Genomic DNA, 14543 nt, shown 5'->3' on the forward strand with positions numbered 1-14543 from the left:
CCCATGGCCGTCACCGACGAGGCGATCGAGAAGATCAAGGGAATGATCGTCTCCGGCGCGCTGCGCCCCGGCGACCGGCTGCCCAAGGAGAGCGAACTGGCCGCCGAGCTGGGGCTGTCCCGCAACTCCCTGCGGGAGGCCGTGCGAGCCCTGTCGCTGATCCGGATCCTGGACGTGCGGCAGGGCGACGGCACCTATGTGACCAGCCTCGATCCGCAGCTGCTGCTGGAGGCGCTGAGCTTCGTCGTCGACTTCCACCGCGACGACACGGTGCTGGAGTTCCTGGCGGTGCGCCGCATCCTGGAGCCGGCCGCCACGGCGATGGCCGCGTCCAGGATCAGCGAGCAGCAACTGGACGCCCTGTCGGCCCAGTTGGAGAAGCTCGGGGAGACCCCGTCGGTGGAGGAGCTGGTCGCCTGCGACCTCGACTTCCACCGGGGAATCGTGCAGAGTTCCGGCAACTCGGTGCTCTGCTCGCTGCTGGACGGCCTGTCGGGGCCGACCACCCGGGCCCGCATCTGGCGGGGTCTGACCCAGGAGGATGCGGTCAGCCGCACCCTGCACGAGCACCGGGCGATCCTGGCCGCCCTGCGCGACCGGGACGCGGAGGCCGCGCGGTCCTGGGCGACGGTGCACATCGCGAGCGTGGAGCAGTGGCTTCGCTCGACGCTCTGAGCGGCTTCCCGCACAGGGGCCCGCGACGGCGATCATGGGTGTTCGAGGGCCCCGGACGGGGCAGTGATCCGTTCACTCCCCCGTGCAAGGGGGCTGCGGGCGCCCCCGCGGAACGCCGTAAGGTTGTGTGGTCAAGCGAGGGCACGTCGGAAGGAGGCCTGGGTGATCGAGCTCGAGGGGGTTCCCGAGCTGATCGACCCGGTCATGGTGGCCGCGTTCGAGGGCTGGAACGATGCCGGCGACGCCGCCTCCACCGCGGTCGCGCATCTGGACAGGGAGTGGAAGGGCGAGGTGTTCGCGGCGCTGGACGCCGAGGACTACTACGACTTCCAGGTGAACCGCCCCACGGTGTGGATGGATGCGGGCGTGCGCAAGATCACGTGGCCCACGACAAGGTTGTCGGTGGTCCGCGTCGGCGGCGAGAAGCCGCGCGATCTCGTACTCGTCCGGGGGATCGAACCGTCGATGCGGTGGCGCTCGTTCTGCAACGAGCTGCTGGGCTTCGCGCACGAACTGGGTGTGGAGCTGGTGGTGGTGCTCGGCGCCCTGCTGGGCGACACCCCGCACACCCGGCCGGTCCCGATCAGTGGCACCACGTCCGACGCGGACCTGGCGCAGCGCATGGACCTGGAGGAGACCAAGTACGAGGGTCCGACGGGCATCGTCGGTGTCCTGCAGGAGGCCTGTACGCACGCCGGCGTGCCGGCGGTGTCGCTGTGGGCGGCCGTGCCGCACTACGTGTCGCAGCCGCCGAACCCGAAGGCGACGCTGGCCCTGCTCAACCGCCTGGAGGACCTGATCGACGTGCGCATCCCGCTGGGCGAACTGCCCGAGGACGCGCGCGCCTGGCAGGTCGGCGTGGACCAGCTGGCCGCCGAGGACAGCGAGGTCGCGGAGTACGTGCAGACGCTGGAGGAGGCCCGGGACACCGCGGAGCTGCCGGAGGCGTCGGGCGAGGCGATCGCCCGCGAGTTCGAGCGGTATCTGCGGCGCCGGGACGGCGGAGGTCCGTCGAGCGGCGGACACGCGACCGCGGACGGCAGTGACAGCACGTCGTATCTGCGGGACAACCCCAGCGGTCGTACGAAGCCGCCGAAGCCACCGAAGGCGGGTCCGGACGACGAGGAGTCGTCGGAGGACTAGCCGGGTCGACCGGGTTGAGGGCGGTGCGCAGCTTGCGCACCGCCCTCTTTGCGTTCTGTCGCCCCGTGCCATGGCTGTCGCCCCGTCCCATGACTGACAACTCTGCAGTCTTTGGCCGGTTTGCTACGTGACCTCTGTTTCAGGACGGATTGCACACGCTACCCAATTCAACTTGTTTTCAAACCGAGTTGGTGAAGACGGTCTGGACGCCTCGCCGAGACCGTGCTTGGTTGTGCACCGATGGCGCACCCGCACGGACCGAAGGGAGCGGTACCGATGAGCGACCAGGTACAGCCGGCGCAAGGGCCGGGAACGTCCGGGCCGGGGCCCGACGGAGCGGGATTCACCTATCGAGGAGCCGAGCGGGAACTGATCGTCGTCGCGCGTCCCGAGGCCCGGCTGCGCGCCCAGGCCGAGGGTGTCCGCTCGGCCGCGGGAGCCGACGTCTCCGCTCTCAACATGTTCCTCGGCGATGAACAGCTGGCCCTGGAGCCGCTGTTCGGCAGCGAGGAGCGGCTGCAGCAGTCCGCAGCCCCGGGCGAGAGCAACGTGCCCGACCTCGCGATGTTCTACCGGGTGCGCGGCGGCGAGAGCCGCGCGGAGGAGCTGCGCTCGCGGATCGCCGCGCTGCCCGGCGTCGAGACGGCGTACATCAAGCCCGGCGCCGTACCGGCGTCCCTCGCGCAGGAGAGCGGCCGGCTGAAGGAGGGTGCGCCCGTCACCCCCGACTTCAGCAGCCGGCAGGGCTATCTGCGCCCCGCGCCGGAGGGGATAGACGCCCACTGGGCCTGGCAGCGCCCCGGTGGGTCGGGGCAGGGGGTGACGGTCATCGACGTCGAGGGCGCCTGGCAGTTGGGCCATGAGGACCTGGCCGCCAAGCTGGCCGGCGTCGTGGTCGGCACCCCGCTGACCGACCTCGCCTGGCGCAACCACGGCACCGCCGTGATCGGCGTGATCGGCGGCGACCGCAATGAGTACGGCGTCAACGGCATCGTGCCCGAGGCGGTGACCGCGGCCGCGTCCTTCCAGGGCATCGGCACGGCGGCCGCGATCCACGCGGCGGCCGACCGGCTCGGCCCCGGCGACGTCGTACTGGTCGAACTGCACCGCCCCGGACCGCGGTTCGAGTACGCCGAGCGCGACGACCAGCGCGGTTATGTCGCTCTGGAGTGGTGGCCGGACGACTTCGCGGCCATCCGGTACGCCACCGCCAAGGGCGTCCTCGTCGTCGAGGCAGCCGGCAACGGCGCGGAGTCGCTGGACGACGCGGTCTACGAGCGCCGCCCGGACGACTTCCCCGAGTGGTGGCGCAACCCGTTCAACCCCTCCAACCAGTCCTCCGGTGCCGTCCTGGTGGGCGCGGGCGCACCGCCGCCCGGCACGCACGGCCGCGACCACGGCCCGGACCGTTCCCGGCTCGCTTTCTCCAACTACGGCGCCCGCCTCGACGCCCAGGGCTGGGGCCGCGAGGTGACGACCACCGGGGGCTTCTGGGACAAGCCCGGCGATCTGCAGGGCGGGCCGGAGGAGATCGCCTGGTACACGGACACGTTCTCCGGGACCTCCGCCGCCTGCCCGGTGGTGGTCGGCGCCCTGGCCGCACTGCAGGGCATGCTGAAGGCCGCCGCCCAGCAGCCGATGTCCCCGGAGCGTGCGCGGGCCGTGCTGCGGGCCACGGGTTCCCCGCAGCAGGACGCGCCGGGCCGGCCCGCCTCCCAGCGGATCGGCAACCGGCCCGACATCAAGGCGGCGGTCACCCATCTGCTGCCGGAGGCGGTCGGCTCGGGCCAGGCCGAACGGTACTGGGACGAGCTGCTGCCCTATCCCCGTGAACTCCCGCCCAGGCTGAGGCTGTTCGTGGCCGGTGCCTGGCGGAACCTGAACCACCCGTCCCCGGAGATCCGCCAGGCGGTGCACTCCGCCTTCGCGGGGGGACGGCCCGACGTCCGAGTGTGGTTCTCGGACGACGAGATCGTCGGCCTGGTCGTCACGGGCTGACGAATCCCAACCATCAAGGGAAGGTGACACCCGTATGAGCACCACCCCGCAGATGAGCCAACCGGGACAACAGCAGGGCCAGCAGTTCCCGAGCACGTCGCCCTACCAGCAGTACCAGCAGCAGCCGTTCGGGCAGCAGCAGGGCTACGGCCAGCAGCAGCCGTTCGGGCAGCAGCAGCCCATGGGCATGGGCATGGGCTCGCTGGAGCAGCTCCAGCAGCTCGGCCAGCAGCAGCCCTTCCAGCAGCTGCTGCAGCAGCTCGGCCAGCAGCAGGGCTACGGTCAGCAGCAGCAACAGCAGCACGAGCAGCAGGTGCAGCAGCAGCTCCACCAGATCGCCCAGGTCGCCGTGCAGCACGTTCAGCAGCAGGTCCAGCAGCAGGTGCTGCAGGCCGGCATCGCGGACGGCTACATCGACGTCGTACAGCCGCTGCCGGGCCAGCCCAGCCTGATCGCACTGCGCATCCAGGGCCAGTTCAGGATCTTCGCCAATCCGAACCCCCAGACCCATGACCAGGTCCAGGAGGCATTCGCCTTCGGCCACCAGGTGGTCGGCATCTGGGACTCGGGCTCTCCGAACGTCCTGCGCAGCATCCAGGTGCGCAGGATCTGACCGGGGGCCGGACACACGAGGGGCGCTTCCTCCAGGGAGGAAGCGCCCCTTTCCATGCCTTGGTGACTACAGGACCGACCACAAGGCTGGCTACAGAGCCACGCCCAGCAGAGCGTCCACCGCCCGCGACACGACACCGGGTGCGCCGATGTCCGTACCGCCCTCGGCGTCCTGCAGTGCGGCCCAGCGGTCGACCGCGGCGAGCGCGGCCGGGGCGTCCAGGTCGTTCGCGAGGGCCTCGCGGATCTCCTCGACCAGGGCCTCGGCGGGCGGCCCGTCGGGCCGGGAGACGGCGGCGCGCCAGCGCCCGAGTCGCGCCACGGCGTCTTCCAGCACCTGCTCGGTCCACTCCCAGTCGGAGCGGTAGTGGTGGGCGAGCAGCGCCAGCCGGATCGCGGCCGGGTCCACCCCGTCGCGCCGCAGCTTGGACACGAAGACCAGGTTGCCCTTGGACTTGGACATCTTCTCGCCGTCCAGGGCGACCATGCCAGCGTGGACGTACGCCTTGGCCATGGGGAACTCGCCGGTCAGCACCTGGGCGTGCGAGGCGCCCATCTCGTGGTGCGGGAAGGCGAGGTCGGAGCCGCCGCCCTGCACGTCGAAGCCCATGCCGAGGTGGTCCAGGGCGATGGCGACGCACTCGATGTGCCAGCCGGGGCGACCGCGCCCGAGCGAGGCGCCGTCCCAGCTGGGCTCGCCCTCGCGGGCGGCCATCCACAGCATCGGGTCGAGGGGGTTCTTCTTGCCCGGACGGTCCGGGTCGCCACCGCGCTCGGCGGACAGCAGCCGCATGGCCGCCGCGTCCAGGTTCGAGACCCTGCCGAAGTTGGGGTCGGACTCCACGGAGAAGTAGATGTCGCCCTCGAGTTCGTAGGCGGCGCCCGCGTCCCGCAGCCGCTCGACGAGCGGCACGATGCCGGGTATCGCCTCGACCGCGCCTATGTAGTGCTGCGGCGGCAGCATCCGCAGCGCGGTCATGTCCTCGCGGAACAGGGCCGTCTCCTGCTCGGCGAGGGCCACCCAGTCGATGCCGTCGCGGTGCGCCCGCTCCAGCAGCGGGTCGTCCACGTCGGTGACGTTCTGGACGTACTGAACCTGCCGCTTGGTGTCGAGCCACACGCGCTGAACGAGGTCGAACGCGTTGTAGGTCGCCGCGTGACCCATGTGGGTCGCGTCGTACGGCGTGATGCCGCAGACGTAGATACGGGCGACGGGACCGGGGTCGAGGGAGACCAGACCGCCGGTCGCGGTGTCGTGGATCCTCAGGTCGCGGCCCTGACCAGGCAGGGCGGGGACCTCGGAAGCGGGCCAGGCATGCATGTCATGAGCCTAACCGGACGGAAGTTCCGTATACGAACCGGACCGGGCCGGATGGCCGGTAAGGCACTCTTGCGCTGTACCCGCCGGTCCGCTTCTACACGGGTGGCCAGGGAATCGCAGGCCACTCGCCGCTCGGCTCGGGATGCGTCCCCGTGTCCAGGAGTACGGCGACACGCGCGCGCGTGGCGTCGAGTTCGGCCTCCGTGATCAGGCCCGTCAGCCGTGTGGCCAGCGCTCCTTGCGCGGCCAGGGCCTCCTGGAGCGTCTTGAGGACGTCGACCGCCTCCGGGGCCAGCGGCTCCCCCGCCCACCCCCACAGCAGCGTCCTGAGCTTGTTCTCGGTGTTGAAGGTCACGCCGTGGTCGATCGCGTACAACCCGCCGTCGGCCGTGGGCAGCAGATGGCCGCCCTTGCGGTCCGCGTTGTTGATCACGGCGTCGAGCACGGCGAGCCGGCGCAGCCGCTCGTCGTCGGCGTGCACCAGCAGCGCCGTCCTCCCGTCGCCGACCTCGGCGAAGCCGATCGCCTTCCAGCCCGGCTCCGGCTCCTCACCGTCGACCAGGGCGAGCAGCTCGGCCTCGGGGCTCACCTCGATCCAGAGCTGGACCATCCCCTCGCCGTACGGCCCCTCCCGCAGCACAGTGGGCGGCACGAGCCCCCAGCCGGTCGCCTCGGAGACCTCGTAGGCGGCCACCTCGCGCCGGGCGAGGTTGCCGTCGGGGAAGTCCCACAGCGGCCGCTCGCCGACGACGGGCTTGTAGATGCAGGCCGCTTCCCTGCCCTCGTGGGAGATCGTGCAGTACAGCGCCGCGTTGGACGCCTCGCGGATCCGGCCGCGCACGGTGAGCTCGCCGTGGGTGAGCAGATCGGCGAGCGACTCGTCGGCCGTCACGCTCCGCGGCGGTATCCGTTCTGGCGCGGACATACATGTCCTTCCGGGTCGAGCGGGAGGCTGCACAGCGGGCACGGCGGCCGCCCGGCGTTGACGACGTCGAGGGCGCGCTTGGCGAAGGCCCGTGCCTGCGCGCCGGTCAGCCGGACCCGCAGCATCGGGGGCCCGTTCTCCTCGTCCTGGAGCAGGCGCTCCTCCGCCTCGGCGAGGTCCTCCTCGGAGTCGGCGTCGAGCTCCACGAGGGCCTGCGCCTCGACGATCATGCGCTGTTCCTCGCCGTCCCAGGCAAGGGCCATGGTGCCGACCCGGAACTCCTCCTCGACGGGGGTGTCCAGCGGATCGGTGTCGGAGATCTCGGCGGAGGCCACGGCCGGGACGGCGGCGCTGCCGCCACTGCGCCGTACGACCTCGTCGAGCAGTTCGTCCATGCGCTCGGCAAGGGCGGCGACCTGGGTCTTCTCCAGGGCCACGCTGGTCACGCGGGGGCCCGCGGTGGCCTGGAGGAAGAACGTACGGCGTCCGGGCATACCGACCGTACCGGCCACGAAGCGGTCCGGGGGGTCGTAGAGGAACACCTGACGGGACACGTCCTGTCTCCTGGAATTCGTGGATCGACATCGGACCGGATGACCGCACGGCCTGCTGGTGCGGACGGGTGCGGAGCTACTGCGACCGCTTCACCCTACTGCGCCCGACGATCACGGTGCGCCCGCACCGCCCCCGACCGTGGCGTCGCCGGCCGGGGGTTCCTCGCGCGGCGCCAGCGACGCGAAATCGCCGGTGTCACCGAGCCGTACGAGAAACGGCCTCAGACGTGTGTAACGGATCGCGGTGATGGAACACGGTTCAACGGAAATCCTCTGGAAAAGGTCGAGATGAAGTCCGAGTGCCTCCGCGACGAGCGACTTGATGATGTCGCCGTGCGAACACATCAGGTAGACGGCGTCGGCGCCGTGGTCGCGCTCCACGCGCGCGTTCCATTCTCGTACGGCTTCGGCGGCGCGGGTCTGCATCGCGCGCATCGATTCGCCGCCGGGGAACGCCGCGGCCGACGGGTGCGCCTGCACGACCTCCATCAGCGGCTCGTCCTTGAGTTCGGCGAGCTTGCGGCCGGACCAGTCGCCGTAGTGGGCCTCCCCGATCCGTTCGTCGGTGTGCGCGGTCAGCTCGGGCCGGGCGTCGAGGAGCGGCCGGACCGTCTCCTGGCAGCGCTGCAGCGGGCTGCTGACGACCTCGGAGATCGGCAGCCCGGCGAGCCTGCCGGGCAGGGCGGCGGCCTGCGCGGCGCCGCGCTCGTCGAGAGCGATGCCGGGCGTCCAGCCGGCGAGCACCCCCTCGGTGTTGGCGGTGGAACGTCCGTGCCGGACCAGGATCAGCGTGGGCATGCGGCCAAGAGTAGGCATACGCCGGGGTGCATCGGCGGGCCCGGGACGGGAGAATACGCTCCGTGATCGTCGACTGCGCCATCTACCGGGACGGGCGCCGGACGGAGGGGCCCGCGGACTTCTCGCACGCCCTGGCGCAGTGCCGTCGGGGGCGGGACGCCTTCGTCTGGATCGGCCTGTACGAGCCGACGGAGAAGGAGTTCGACCGGGTCTCGCAGGAGTTCGGGCTGCATCCGCTGGCCGTCGAGGACGCCCTGAACGCGCATCAGCGGCCCAAGCTGGAGGTGTACGACGACTCGCTGTTCATGGTCCTCAAGCCGGTCGGATATGAGGCGAAGAGCGACATCGTCACCTCCGGGGAGGTCATGGTCTTCATCGGCGACTCGTTCGTGGTGACGGTGCGGCACGGCGAGGAGGCACCGCTCGCTGCCGTACGGCACCGGCTGGAGGAGGAGCCCGAAATGCTCCGGCACGGCCCCACCGCGGTGCTGTACTCCATCGCCGACGCCGTGGTCGACCACTACGTGGAGGTGGCGGGCGAACTGGGCACCGACCTGGATGAGCTGGAGACGGAGGTGTTCTCGCCGACCAGCGGGGGCTCGCGGCACACGGCGTCCCGCATCTACGCCTTCAAGCGGCAGATCCTGGAGTTCCGCAGGGCCACGGGCCCGCTGGCGCAGCCGCTGGCCCGGCTGGCGGGCGGGGGCGTCTCCAGCACCCGGGTGCCCTTCGTGCACGAGAAGGCGCAGCCCTTCTTCCGGGACGTGAGCGATCACCTCACACGCGTGAACGAGTCGGTGGAGGGCCTGGACCGGCTGGTCTCGGACGTGCTGTCGGCGCATCTCGCGCAGATGAGCGTGCGGCAGAACGACGACATGCGGAAGATCTCCGCATGGGCGGCCATGGCGGCGGTCCCCACGATGATCGCGGGGATCTACGGCATGAACTTCGACCACATGCCGGAGCTGCACTGGCGTGTGTCGTACCCGGCCGTGATCCTGGCGATGGCCGCCCTGGAGGTGCTGCTGTACCGCCTCTTCAAGCACCGGGGCTGGCTGTAGCTCAGACGAATCCGGGTGCCGCCTGGGCGGGTCCGCCCAGTGCGTCGCGCCGCTCGGGCATCCGCAGGCTCACCATGCGCCGCCAGCCCACGCACCGCTCGTACGCGTAGACGGCGTGGATGCCGGCGGCGAGCAGCGCCGACTTGGCCCGCGGCCAGCCGAGGATGCGCCCCATGTGGTCCATGACGGCGAGGCTGACGTCCCGGTAGATGCGGATCTCCGCGAGCGCGCACTCCCGCAGCGTGCGCTGGATGGTGCGGCCGTGTCCGGCGTACGCGAAGCGCAGCAGCTCCTCGTGGCAGTAGGCCAGGTGGTTGTCCTCGTCGTCGGAGATCATCCGCACCGCGCGGCCGATGTCGGGGTGGTCGGCGAAGTGCCTGCGCAGCAGTTCCATCTGCTCGGAGGCGCGCTGCTCGGTGACCCGGCTGTGGGAGAGGTAGGTGACGATGTCCTGCACGGTGAGCGGTTCGTCGTTCCTGAGCTTGTCGTGGGGGAGCCCGATGCCGTTCTTCTCCAGGAGCATCGTGTAGTCGGTCTCGGGCGGTACGGGGACGGGTTCGAGGCCGCGCTTCTTCATCAGGGCGTTGAAGATCCGCCCGTGCTTGTCCTCGTCGGCGCCGTGCCGCGTGATCCTGGGGGCGAGGTCGCGTTGGCTGTCGGGGACCAGCGCGGCGATCCGCCCGTTCTCCCAGCCGCCCTGGGACTCGCCGCTGGCCGCGATGGAGCAGAACAGGGCGAACGACTCGTCGTCGTCGAGGATCTCCTGGAAAAGACTCCTGGCCGAAAGCATCGTGGGCACCTCTCTGCCGGTCTCGAACGAGTCAAATGCGGCGCTGGAGGTGCTGCAACAGCTGTGTCGGAAGACTCGGCCAAAAGGAGGACCCAAGGGGTCACATCGGAGGCGTAACCGCGCGCGGCCGGGCGCGTTGTTACCCGTGACGGCCGTGGCGGGGAAGACCCCCCGAGCCCCCACCACGGCCGCAGAAACCTCTCCCCGCCGCCCCGGGGCGTGCGCTACGCCAGTCCGGCGCGCTCCAGGGCCTCGGTGCCGGCGCGGAGCGAGGCGACCCGCTCCTCCAGTGTGAAGCCGGCCGGGTTGAGGCTCAGGGTGGTGACCCCGGCCGCCGCGTACTCCTTCATCCGGTCCGCGATGCGGTCCACGGAACCGAGCAGCGCCGTCTTGTCGATCAGGTCGTGCGGGATCGCGGCCGCGGCGCCCTGCTTGTCGCCGGACAGGTACTTCTCCTGCACCTCGGCGGCCGCCGCCTCGAACCCCATGCGCTGGGCGAGCTGGTTGTAGAAGTTCTGCTTGGCGCTGCCCATGCCGCCGACGTAGAGGGCCGTGTAGGGCCGGAACGCGTCGGCGAGGGTGGCCACGTCCTTGTCCTCGCCCACGGAGAGCGGGAGCGTCGGGCAGACGTCGAAGCCGTCGAGGGTCTTGCCTGCCTTCTCCCGCCCGGCGCGCAGGTGTTTGATCGTGGTCTCCTCGAGGTGCTCGGCCGAGGGGAAGATCAGCAGGGCGCCGTCGGCGATCTCACCGGTCTGCTCGAGGTTCTTCGGGCCGATCGCGGCGATGTACAGCGGGATGTGCTCGCGCTCGGGGTGCACGGTCAGCTTGAGCGGCTTGCCCGGGCCGCCGGGCAGCGGCAGCGTCCAGTGCTCGCCCTCGAACGACAGCCGCTCGCGGGTCATCGCCTTGCGCACGATCTCGACGTACTCACGCGTGCGTGCCAGCGGCTTGTCGAACTTGACGCCGTACCAGCCCTCGGAGACCTGCGGTCCTGAGACGCCGAGGCCGAGGCGGAAGCGGCCGCCGGAGAGCGAGTCGAGGGTGGCGGCGGTCATCGCGGTCATCGCGGGCTGGCGGGCCGGGATCTGGAAGATGGCCGACCCCACGTCGATGCGCTCGGTCTGGGCTGCGACCCAGCTGAGCACGGTGGCCGCGTCCGATCCGTAGGCCTCGGCGGCCCAGCACACGGCGTACCCGAGCCGGTCGGCCTCCTTCGCGACCTCCAGGTTGTCCGCGTCCATTCCGGCACCCCAGTAGCCGAGGTTGATCCCGAGCTGCATGCCGATACCCCTTACCGATCAGTAACGTCCCTGTTCGCCCGACCCTAGCGTGCGGAAACTGGTTGTCCACAGGCCCCCACGCCGAAGGGCCGGGCCAGTAATCTCGGCGTTCATGGAGCAGAGGTATCTCGGCCGGACCGGCCTTCGCGTGTCCCGCATCGGACTCGGCACGCTCACCTGGGGCAGGGACACCGACGAGCACGACGCCGCGGACCTCTTGAAGACGTTCTGGGAGGCCGGCGGGAGCCTGGTCGACACGGCGGACGTGTACGGCGACGGGGAGGCCGAATACCTGCTCGGACGCCTCATAGAAGGCCTGGTTCCGCGCCGGGAGCTGGTGATCTCGACCAAGGCGGGCAGTGTGCCGGACCCGGACCGCCGGGTCGACGGCTCGCGCGGGCATCTGCTCTCCGCGCTGGACGCCTCGCTGGCCCGGCTCGGCACCGACTACGTCGACGTCTGGCACATCCACGCCTTCGACCCGCACACCCCGCTGGAGGAGACCCTCCAGGCCCTCGACCTCGCGGTCAGCAGCGGCCGTGCGCGGTATGCCGGCGTCTCCAACTTCTGCGGCTGGCAGCTCGCCAAGGCGGCGACGTGGCAACTGGCGGCTCCCGGGCTGCGGACCCGGCTGGCGGGCACGCAGATCGAGTACTCGCTGCTGCAGCGCGGCGTCGAGCGCGAGGTGCTGCCTGCCGCGCTGGACCTGGGCATCGGCCTGCTGCCGTCCTCGCCGCTGGGCCGCGGGGTCCTGACGGGCAAGTACCGGGGCGAGGCCGTACCGTCCGACTCGCGCGCCGCCTCCGAGCACCTGGCGCCCTTCGTCGCGCCCTACCTGGACGACACCGCGAGCCGCATCGTGGACGCCGTGCAGACCGCGGCGGACGGGCTCGCGGTGACTCCCCTCCAGGTCGCCCTCGCGTGGATCCGCGACCGGCCCGGCGTGGCCGCCCCGATCGTCGGTGCGCGCAACTCCCAGCAGCTCACGGCGGCATTGTCAGTGGAGGCCCTTAGTCTTCCTGACGAGATCTGCCGGGCGCTCGACGACGTGTCGGCGCCCGTGCACCGCTATCCCGATCACGACTGGAGCACGCTGTGAGCACGGAGCCCGAGCCCACCGAGGACGCAGAGAACGCCGAGCCGGGGACGCCGGGCGCCGCGGGGCAGAGCGGCGAGGGCGGGACCGCGGCGGACGGCGACGGCGAGGCCGCCGCCCAACTGTCCGAAGCCGAGGCCGAGCTGGCGGCCCAGCGGCTGGAGCGGGAGCGGATCGAACGGCGCAAGGCCGAGAAGGCGGGGCCCATCGAGGCAGGCGCGAAGCTCAGCGGGAAGGCCGCCGATCTGCTCGCCGCCGTCCGTGCCGTGGAGAGCGGCGCGAAACCCCCGGTCACCGTGTTCAGCGAGTCCGCTCCGCGCCGCCCCGCCCCCGAGCCGGTACGGCGCCCACAGCCGACGCCCGCGGCCGCGCCCGCTGCTCCCGCGCCGGAGGCCGTCGACGCGGTACGGCGCGTGCTGAGCGACGGCGGTGCACCGGACGCGCTCGCACCGCAGGTCGCCGCCGCTCTCGGCGAGGGCGCGGAGGACGTTCTGCGGGAGGACCCCTGGCTGCTGTTGCGCGTCGGCGGTGTGCGGCCCGAGCAGGCCGACGGCTTCGCGCGGGCGCTGCTCGGCGCCGAGTGCGGTCCGGACGACGAGCGGCGGGGCCGCGCGCTGACGGGGTGGCTGCTGGAGCAGGCGGCCCTCGCCGGGCACACGGCGCTGGAGATGCCTGCGCTCACCGCGGCGCTGACCCAGCGGGGCTTGCCCGACGCCGAAGCGGCCGTGCAGAGCGCTGTGGCGGAGGGCGAGGCCCTGGTCTTCCAGGACGCCCTCGCCCCGACCGCTCCGGCACCGGAGACGGCCGAGGAGGCCGAGGAGCGTCCGGTACGGATCCTGGTCGGCCTGGAGCGGTACGCGCTCGCGGAGGAGAGCCTCGCCGACGGACTGGCCCGCCTGATCAACTCGGTCCCGAAGGAGGACGGTTCGGCCGAGGCCTGGGAGGACGCCGCCTCCGCACCCGACACCGCCGCCGAACTCGTCCGCGCGGTCGCGGGCCACGGACTGGTCCTGCACACCGGCGGCGAGGCCTCCCTGGCCGAACCGGCAGCCGTGCTGCAGACAGCCACCGCCCTCGGCCTGCGCGCCTGGGCGGCCACACACACCCCGACCGGCCGCGACCGCTTCGCAGCGCTGTGCGCGGGGCGCCCCGTCGGGGCCGTGCAGGGCCGCGACGGGGGGAACGAGCCGGCGCCAGGCGCCCCCGGCGTCGCCACCGTCGCCGGGCTGCTCTCCGGTGACGAGGGGCCCGGGCGGGACACGGACGGGGCGTTGGATCTGGATCTTCTCGTGGTGCTCGACGCGCCCCAACTGGACGTCGAGACGGGGGCCCTGCTCGTCGAGTCGTTGCCCGACGGTGCCCGGCTGGTGCTGGCCGGGGATCCAGGGGTGCTGTGGTCGGCCGGGCCCGGGCGGGTCTTCGCCGATCTGCTGGCGGCGCGGGTCTGCCCCCGGATCGCCTCGCGGCGGCCGGACCTCGGCCCGCTGGGCGAGTTGGTCTCCGGTGTCGGCATCGGTGAGCTCAACCAGGTCGAGGCCCCCGGCAAGGAGGTCGTGATCGTCCCGGTGCGGGACGCGGGCGAGGCGGTCCACCGGACCGTGCAGCTCGTCGCCGACTCGGTGCCCCGGGCGATCGGCGTGCCGCCCGAGCAGACCGTGGTGATCACTCCCGGCCACGGCGGCGCGGCCGGCACCCGCGCGCTCAACGCGGCGCTGAAGGAGCGCCTCAACCCCGGCCCCGGCCGCTTCGGCGGCTTCGACCCCGGCGACCGGATCGCCTACTCCCCCGTACCGGGCCGTACGACCACGGGCAAGGTCGTGACGGCAGACGCCGCCGGGCTGCATCTGTCGTGTGCGGGCGCCTCCGTCGTCGTACCGAAGGAGCGGGTGGAGCAGTCCGTGCGGCACGGGTGGGCGCTGACCGCGCACCAGGCGGTGGGCAACAGGTGGCCCGCGGTGGTCGTGGTGCTGCCCGGGGACGCGGCGCAGTCCCTGAGCCGACCGTGGGTCTACACGGCGTTCGGCAGGGCGGACCGCCACCTCTCCGTGGTCCACGGCGTGGACCAGGCGCTCCCCCGTGCCGTGGCCGAGGTCCCGGCGAAGCCGCGCACGACCCGTCTGCCGCTCCTGCTGAGCACCCAGGTACCGGTCACCGGCTGACCGAGGGGCCCGACAGAACGGCGGCGGGGGGGGGGGGGGGGACGCGCCCTATTTGCTCCCGCCCAAAACCTCGCGGGGCGGGCTTCAGTCCGCGGACACGGCGGGCACCGCCGAGGAGTCCTCCACGCCGG

The 14543-nt window shown here is 71.9% G+C and carries 13 protein-coding genes; 7 read left to right on the forward strand and 6 right to left on the reverse strand.

What is annotated here, in order from left to right; translation table 11 throughout:
- The first annotated feature begins 3 nt into the window (after positions 1-3).
- The 4 genes from ACFY1E_RS14670 to ACFY1E_RS14685 all read left to right on the forward strand — a co-directional run bounded on the left by ACFY1E_RS14670 (position 4) and on the right by ACFY1E_RS14685 (position 4429).
- A complete protein-coding gene (locus ACFY1E_RS14670) occupies positions 4-675 on the forward strand; it encodes a FadR/GntR family transcriptional regulator (RefSeq protein ID WP_389075504.1) in 672 nt (223 codons plus the stop codon).
- Between the two features lie 162 nt (positions 676-837).
- Complete coding sequence (locus ACFY1E_RS14675) at positions 838-1818, forward strand: PAC2 family protein (RefSeq protein ID WP_389075507.1); 981 nt, start codon at positions 838-840, stop codon at positions 1816-1818.
- Between the two features lie 276 nt (positions 1819-2094).
- Complete coding sequence (locus ACFY1E_RS14680) at positions 2095-3816, forward strand: S8 family peptidase (protein ID WP_389075509.1); 1722 nt, start codon at positions 2095-2097, stop codon at positions 3814-3816.
- Between the two features lie 34 nt (positions 3817-3850).
- The gene (locus ACFY1E_RS14685; protein ID WP_389075510.1) at positions 3851-4429 is read left to right on the forward strand and encodes a hypothetical protein; all 579 of its coding nucleotides are present in this window, start codon (positions 3851-3853) and stop codon (positions 4427-4429) included.
- Between the two features lie 90 nt (positions 4430-4519).
- Here ACFY1E_RS14685 and mshC read toward each other — a convergent pair whose 3' ends face one another.
- The 4 genes from mshC to ACFY1E_RS14705 all read right to left on the reverse strand — a co-directional run bounded on the left by mshC (position 4520) and on the right by ACFY1E_RS14705 (position 8026).
- Positions 4520-5749, reverse strand: coding sequence for a cysteine--1-D-myo-inosityl 2-amino-2-deoxy-alpha-D-glucopyranoside ligase (mshC, locus tag ACFY1E_RS14690; RefSeq protein ID WP_389075512.1), 1230 nt, complete (start codon positions 5747-5749; stop codon positions 4520-4522).
- 94 nt (positions 5750-5843) lie between these two features.
- Positions 5844-6674 carry an SCO1664 family protein gene (locus tag ACFY1E_RS14695; protein ID WP_389075514.1) on the reverse strand — a complete coding sequence of 277 codons (831 nt, stop codon included), beginning with the start codon at positions 6672-6674 and terminating at the stop codon, positions 5844-5846.
- Positions 6638-7228 (reverse strand): DUF3090 domain-containing protein, encoded by a 591-nt coding sequence (locus ACFY1E_RS14700; RefSeq protein ID WP_389075517.1) that lies wholly within the window; start codon positions 7226-7228, stop codon positions 6638-6640. The genes ACFY1E_RS14695 and ACFY1E_RS14700 overlap by 37 nt, the downstream gene beginning before the upstream one ends.
- Before the next feature lie 111 nt (positions 7229-7339).
- Positions 7340-8026, reverse strand: a complete 687-nt coding sequence (locus ACFY1E_RS14705; protein WP_389075519.1) for a histidine phosphatase family protein — start codon at positions 8024-8026, stop codon at positions 7340-7342.
- Between the two features lie 62 nt (positions 8027-8088).
- Here ACFY1E_RS14705 and corA point away from each other — a divergent pair, with 62 nt between their 5' ends.
- A complete protein-coding gene (gene corA, locus ACFY1E_RS14710; RefSeq protein WP_389075522.1) occupies positions 8089-9087 on the forward strand; it encodes a magnesium/cobalt transporter CorA in 999 nt (332 codons plus the stop codon).
- 1 nt (position 9088) lies between these two features.
- Here the strand turns inward: corA and ACFY1E_RS14715 are convergent, their stop codons facing one another.
- Together ACFY1E_RS14715 and ACFY1E_RS14720 are read right to left on the reverse strand one after the other, a co-directional pair.
- A complete protein-coding gene (locus tag ACFY1E_RS14715; RefSeq protein WP_389075524.1) occupies positions 9089-9877 on the reverse strand; it encodes a ferritin-like domain-containing protein in 789 nt (262 codons plus the stop codon).
- A 224-nt stretch (positions 9878-10101) separates the two neighbouring features.
- Positions 10102-11157 (reverse strand): LLM class F420-dependent oxidoreductase, encoded by a 1056-nt coding sequence (locus ACFY1E_RS14720; protein WP_389075526.1) that lies wholly within the window; start codon positions 11155-11157, stop codon positions 10102-10104.
- Positions 11158-11269: 112 nt separating this feature from the next.
- Here ACFY1E_RS14720 and ACFY1E_RS14725 point away from each other — a divergent pair, with 112 nt between their 5' ends.
- Together ACFY1E_RS14725 and ACFY1E_RS14730 are read left to right on the forward strand one after the other, a co-directional pair.
- The gene (locus tag ACFY1E_RS14725) at positions 11270-12256 is read left to right on the forward strand and encodes an aldo/keto reductase (protein WP_389075529.1); all 987 of its coding nucleotides are present in this window, start codon (positions 11270-11272) and stop codon (positions 12254-12256) included.
- Complete coding sequence (locus tag ACFY1E_RS14730) at positions 12253-14412, forward strand: helix-hairpin-helix domain-containing protein (protein WP_389075531.1); 2160 nt, start codon at positions 12253-12255, stop codon at positions 14410-14412. The genes ACFY1E_RS14725 and ACFY1E_RS14730 overlap by 4 nt, the downstream gene beginning before the upstream one ends.
- Positions 14413-14543 lie beyond the last annotated feature (131 nt).

The sequence above is a fragment of the Streptomyces sp. NPDC001604 genome, from assembly GCF_042893475.1.
Classification (GTDB): domain Bacteria; phylum Actinomycetota; class Actinomycetes; order Streptomycetales; family Streptomycetaceae; genus Streptomyces.

Coding starts and splice junctions, on each gene's coding strand:
- ACFY1E_RS14670 (WP_389075504.1), top strand. CDS start 4: ATGGCCGTCACCGACGAGGCGATCGAGAAGATCAAGGGAATGATCGTC.
- ACFY1E_RS14720 (WP_389075526.1), bottom strand. CDS start 11,157: ATGCAGCTCGGGATCAACCTCGGCTACTGGGGTGCCGGAATGGACGCG.
- ACFY1E_RS14685 (WP_389075510.1), top strand. CDS start 3,851: ATGAGCACCACCCCGCAGATGAGCCAACCGGGACAACAGCAGGGCCAG.
- ACFY1E_RS14695 (WP_389075514.1), bottom strand. CDS start 6,674: ATGTCCGCGCCAGAACGGATACCGCCGCGGAGCGTGACGGCCGACGAG.
- ACFY1E_RS14680 (WP_389075509.1), top strand. CDS start 2,095: ATGAGCGACCAGGTACAGCCGGCGCAAGGGCCGGGAACGTCCGGGCCG.
- ACFY1E_RS14715 (WP_389075524.1), bottom strand. CDS start 9,877: ATGCTTTCGGCCAGGAGTCTTTTCCAGGAGATCCTCGACGACGACGAG.
- mshC (WP_389075512.1), bottom strand. CDS start 5,749: ATGCATGCCTGGCCCGCTTCCGAGGTCCCCGCCCTGCCTGGTCAGGGC.
- ACFY1E_RS14725 (WP_389075529.1), top strand. CDS start 11,270: ATGGAGCAGAGGTATCTCGGCCGGACCGGCCTTCGCGTGTCCCGCATC.
- ACFY1E_RS14705 (WP_389075519.1), bottom strand. CDS start 8,026: ATGCCCACGCTGATCCTGGTCCGGCACGGACGTTCCACCGCCAACACC.